The sequence below is a fragment of the Paenibacillus periandrae genome (assembly GCF_022458865.1).
Classification (GTDB): domain Bacteria; phylum Bacillota; class Bacilli; order Paenibacillales; family NBRC-103111; genus Paenibacillus_S; species Paenibacillus_S periandrae.
Genome location: NZ_JAJNMU010000071.1, coordinates 1 through 2999, shown reverse-complemented (window position 1 = coordinate 2999; position 2999 = coordinate 1). Strand labels below are relative to the sequence as shown.

Below are 2999 nucleotides of genomic sequence, written 5' to 3'. Positions count from 1 at the left end.
AAAGAAGTATCGGAAGAAGTGCGGTATCTTCGAGAGCTATAAATCGTTCAACTACCATGAAAATTCATCTCGCAGTAACATCTAAAAAAGACAAAACTAAAGAGAGGCGCCGTTCTTTAATTTTTTTTAAGGGTGCAGCACCAGTGTTAAATAAAAAAGGCCCTACAAGCCATTTTCTTTTTCTTGATCGAAGGGTTAATTCGTAAGAAAGGGAAAAGTGGTAAAACAGGGCCTTTCTGTTTGTTTGATGCGTTATTGTGTTTTTATAGACACCGCGGGTAACATGCACACAAAATTAAGATTTTTATACATATGTCCTGCTGGGCTTGAGCTAACGAGCATGTAAACTCTCGATTAACATATATTTCAAATTTTCCACAACACCCCTCTATCCATACAAACTTTATTAGGTACATAGACATATTAAAATGGATAAAAATACCTTAATTGTATATTATGAGTTTACCGAGAAATCTTAAAATGGTATATTGTACTAGCTTTGAAATTGATCATACTAAAATAAAAGGAGAAGTGTACTGTGAAAAAATCTATCAAATCCATCATTTCTATCTCTAGTTACCGTTTCAGCTTTATTTTTCAACGTAGCTTCTGTTTCAACTGCTCCTGCCTCTAATTCTGGATCAAAAGATCCAATTTCAGCTGTAACTAATTACTTCAGTACTATGAAAAGTGGAAGTATTGAGGAGATGGTTAATAATTCAATTGATGATAACTATCTCGATGAGGCAAGCCAACGTCAAGGCTACATCCAGAACCTTCAAGAAGAAAAGCTTAAAGATTTCCAAATTGTTTCTAGTAAATCTATTGACGAAAATACAGCTGAAATTAAAGTAATTGAGACTTTCGAGACTATCAAAACCCCTAAAATTGCATACAAAGCTATTAAAGTAAATAATCAATGGAAAATTCACGTTGAACCTTTTGAAATAAAACTAGATGGTTCGGTTGTGAAGGGCACCCCAAAATATAAAGTCAAAAAACTGGATGAAAAACAATTTAGCACTTTGGCTACAGGTTTAGTTGGCTATAGTATGAATAATTTAGGCTCAAGCCAGTCACTCACTGGGTCTACTAAATTTAATATTTCTCAAAATCAAATTACTTTCAACGGATGGCAAAGTTGCACTAGTACTTCCTGCGATTTCTTACTTTGCAGGGATGCAATATGAGGCTATAAAAGTAGTTGGAAATTTAACTACTCAAATTTCATCAACTACTGTTAGTGGTACGCAATATTCGACCATTCCCAGTTCATGGTACGCTAAATATCCTAATGCAACAGCTCCTACCACCGGTTGTGTTGTAAGACTTACGAATACTGGTTCGGAAACACTTAATGGCGCTGGTAACATTTACAAATAAACTGTGAGATCTCTTAGGTATCCACACAGACATTGTTAAAGCTGGATCTGATTCCGCATAGAAAAGGCCCTAAAATCCATTTTCTTCATCTTGATCGAATTAACTTCGATAGAAAAGGGAGAATGGAAATTAGGGCCTTTCTGTTTGTTAAACAGCGGTTGGCCCTTACTTACATCTGCACAAAATCATGGTTTTTATACATATGTCTAAAAGTCTTGTTGTATTTTGGGAATAAATGCTAAAATGGATATTATGATAAGCTTTTTCCTGAGAGGGAGTGATACTTAGTTGCAGATGGGATTATTACTCTTAATACTGTACTCCGCTTTAGTAATTTATCCTCCATATTCCAACCAAATCCCACCACCAGAAATAGGTAACAAACAAACGTTCATTTTGCCTGATAATTATAACGAGAACTTAGATAAAAAAACAGGATACGGTTCAAAAACAGGTAGATGGTTTTTAAGTAATAAAGGAGGACATGTTGGTTTCTCAATATCTGCTGGATATCAAAAAAACGGAAGTACTGTTAATGCCGAATTAAACGAAGGCTTACCCAATAAGGATGTTCGGTTTAGGTTAACGAAATTAGATAAAAGCTTCCGCCCGATCTTAGTTTTAGATGAAAAAATCCTTTCAAGCAAAAAAAATACGGATAAAATAAGCTATTCAAAACAGTTGTTACAAAACCAGGATGTATTGTATCTACTTAGTGTTGAAGTGCTAGGAGAAAATAAAGAGGTAGAGGATACCTTATTGTCGGTTGTTTGTGTTCCCATACAAGAACTAAATTCCTCTATGGTCTTGGATAAGCAAAAATACACGGATGAAGAAACAATGGAACTGAACATAAAAAATGACGGTCCGACTGAGATAATGACTGGTCTTCCTTATCAAATACAGAAGTTAAATATGAATAAATGGGAGGTTGTCCCTAACAAGATGGCCTTTACATTACAAGGTATAAGAGTGCAATCAGGGGAAGTATACGAACAAAAAATAAGTTTAAAGGATCTATCCGAAGGAAACTACCGGATTTTAAAAGAAGTAGAGGTTCTACAAATTAAAGAACCCAAAATGACTTTATCAGCAGAATTTGAAGTTATATCAAAATAAATCCATTAAACTAGACATCTGTACAAAGCACCCACTTTTTTGTGCATGTCCATAAACAAAACCTCCCCAGAAACATAAAAAAGGTCCTACAAGCCATTTTCTTTTTCTTGATCGTTTACTTCGTAAGAAAGGGGAAAGTGGTTAAATAGGGACTTTTTGTTTGTTTGATGCGTTATCGCGTTTTTTATAGACCGCGGGTAACATGTACACAAAATATAGGGATTTGTACATATGTACTAACCTAGGCGTTGAACGGGCAGTTATCTTCAATGACGGATTTCTGATATCGGCACTGAACCGGTGCCATTTTATTTTTTTGAATATTCCTTTACAGCTATATTCCTTTTGCGGTATATTTAATTCAACCAAAACCCATAGTGATGAAGGAGGATGGGCCGATAAGAAGACACTGATTACATGAGGTGAGCATCATGTCAGGGAAGAACCCAGGCATGGATATGACGACATTAAGCGCTTTGGCCGAACCGAATCGCATG

Annotated in this window: 3 protein-coding genes; all 3 read left to right on the top strand. The window is 35.5% G+C overall.

The window, feature by feature from the left end; genetic code table 11:
- Window positions 1–206 (top strand): hypothetical protein (locus LRL21_RS44480; protein ID WP_240422163.1); only part of this gene is annotated, 206 nt, incomplete at its 5' end.
- A 477-nt stretch (window positions 207–683) separates the two neighbouring features.
- Complete coding sequence (locus LRL21_RS44475) at window positions 684–1190, top strand: hypothetical protein (protein WP_240422162.1); 507 nt, start codon at window positions 684–686, stop codon at window positions 1188–1190.
- Window positions 1191–1677: 487 nt separating this feature from the next.
- Window positions 1678–2502, top strand: a complete 825-nt coding sequence (locus tag LRL21_RS44470; protein WP_240422161.1) for an immunoglobulin-like domain-containing protein — start codon at window positions 1678–1680, stop codon at window positions 2500–2502.
- Window positions 2503–2999 lie beyond the last annotated feature (497 nt).

Excerpts from the sequence above, each read along its gene's own strand:
- LRL21_RS44475 (WP_240422162.1), top strand. The coding sequence starts at position 684 with ATGAAAAGTGGAAGTATTGAGGAGATGGTTAATAATTCAATTGATGAT.
- LRL21_RS44470 (WP_240422161.1), top strand. The coding sequence starts at position 1,678 with ATGGGATTATTACTCTTAATACTGTACTCCGCTTTAGTAATTTATCCT.